At 62.3% G+C, this 1,775-nt stretch carries 1 protein-coding gene; it reads left to right on the top strand.

Annotated elements, in window-relative coordinates; translation table 11 throughout:
* The first annotated feature begins 389 nt into the window (after positions 1-389).
* Positions 390-1,376, top strand: coding sequence for a hypothetical protein (locus QZY07_RS11690; RefSeq protein ID WP_295402657.1), 987 nt, complete (start codon positions 390-392; stop codon positions 1,374-1,376).
* The last annotated feature ends 399 nt before the right edge of the window (positions 1,377-1,775 follow it).

The following is a 1,775-nucleotide window of genomic DNA, read 5'->3' as shown; positions in this document are numbered from 1 at the left end:
AGGGTTTCCCTGTAAGGAAGTCAGATTTTCCAATGTGCGGGTATATATATCAAGTTATTGATATATATAATTTATATTGCACAACTGAACTGAACCAGTGCCGAAACTTCCAAAAAGCGGTGCGGATGTAGACCCAGTGTAGACCGAGTAAAATGTGTGCCGGAAACTGTGCGACACATGACGTGACCAATGCTTGCCCCCATTTTTCTGAGCAACCACAGGCGTGTCGTTCGGGCTGTGGAGTTTCGGAGAAGTGTCATTTTATTCTCCGGCCGTTTTACGCTTTTCCACGCCAACGGACCTGATCCCTGTCTCAATGCGGGCGGCATGTTCAGCTAAATCACATCGATACCCTGCTGGAACTGCGTGCCATTGACGCCGGCGCCCGCGTGCAGGCGCAGCGCGCGCTGGCCGCCATCGGTCCGCGTGGCACCACCAACCTCAGCGAGGGCTGGCTGACCGGCTGCGGTCTGATCGGGGAGAAGACCCCGGAGGAACGGCTGCGCCGCTGTTTTCTGCTCACCGATGGGCTGGCCAATGCCGGCATCACCGAGGCGACGGAACTGGCGACCCATGCCGGCGCCCTACGGCAACTCGGGGTGGTCACCCACACCTTCGGCGTCGGCGACGATTTCGACGAGGCGCTGCTCGGCACCCTCGCCGATGCAGGCGGCGGGGTATTCCACGACCTCGCCGACACCGAACGCATCGGTCCGATCCTCACCCGCGAGCTGGGCGATGCCCTGGCGGTGGTCTGTGCCGAGGCGCGGGTCTGGCTGCACTGGGAGGCCGATCTCCAGGTGGCGGCGCTGGGTCCGTGGCGCCAGGAAGCGGACGGGCGTGCCCTGAGTGTCTGGCTCGGCGATCTCGTCAGCGAACAGGAACAGGATCTGCTCTTGGCGGTGACCTTCCCGGCCGGCGAAGCGGAGGTCACCTGTCCGCTGCGGGTGCGCGTCACCGACGCGACGGGGCAGGAGCTGGCCAGCGCCAGCCTGCACTGGACCTGGGCCAGGCACAGCGCCAACGACCGTCAACCCCGCAACCGCGATGTGGATCGCCTGGTTGCCGCCTATCACGCCAACCTCGCCCGGCGCGATGCGGCGCTGGCCAATCGTCAGGGTGACTTCGCACAGGCTCAGCAGCGGCTCAACACCGTGGCCGACCGGATCCGCAGCTATGCGAGCGGCGATGTCGAGATGAATGCCCTCGTCGAGGGTCTGGCGAGCGACTCCGAGGTGCATGCGGCACCGCTGCCGTCGCGCGAAATCAAGGAAAGGTACTACTCGGCCGCCAGTCAGACCAAGGGACGGACCGGCAGTGGCGAGCGGCGACGCGCGAAGGGTCAGGCGTCAGCGGACACGCCCAAACCCACCTGAACAGGCGAACGCGGTGGCCGCTCTCACAGCGGCCTGCTCGGCGACAGGATGTGCGGAAAGATTCCCGAGAGTGTTATTCTGCTGCGGTTGAGATGAGATGCGACGGGAAGATGGACCACAGCGGAACGCGACTGTTCGACAAGCTCACCGCTCAGGGCGAACGGAAAATCGGTCGAGTTTTTCCCGGAAATCACCAAATGCACGCTCTCTCGCATGAAACTCGATCTTCGAGTTTTTCCCGCTTGACAAAAAGGGCGAGAATAGCGGCTCTTCGCATGAAGCTCACGGTTCGCCCATTTTGACAGCTGATTACCCGGATTGGGCGCCCACGCCGAGATAGAGATCCTGCGGAAAGTCGAGCAAGCTGACAATGCGCGACTGCACGGCGTTCAGTGGGGT

It is taken from the genome of uncultured Thiocystis sp. (assembly GCF_903866365.1).
GTDB lineage: Bacteria > Pseudomonadota > Gammaproteobacteria > Chromatiales > Chromatiaceae > Chromatium.
This window is presented reverse-complemented; position numbering and strand designations above follow the sequence as displayed.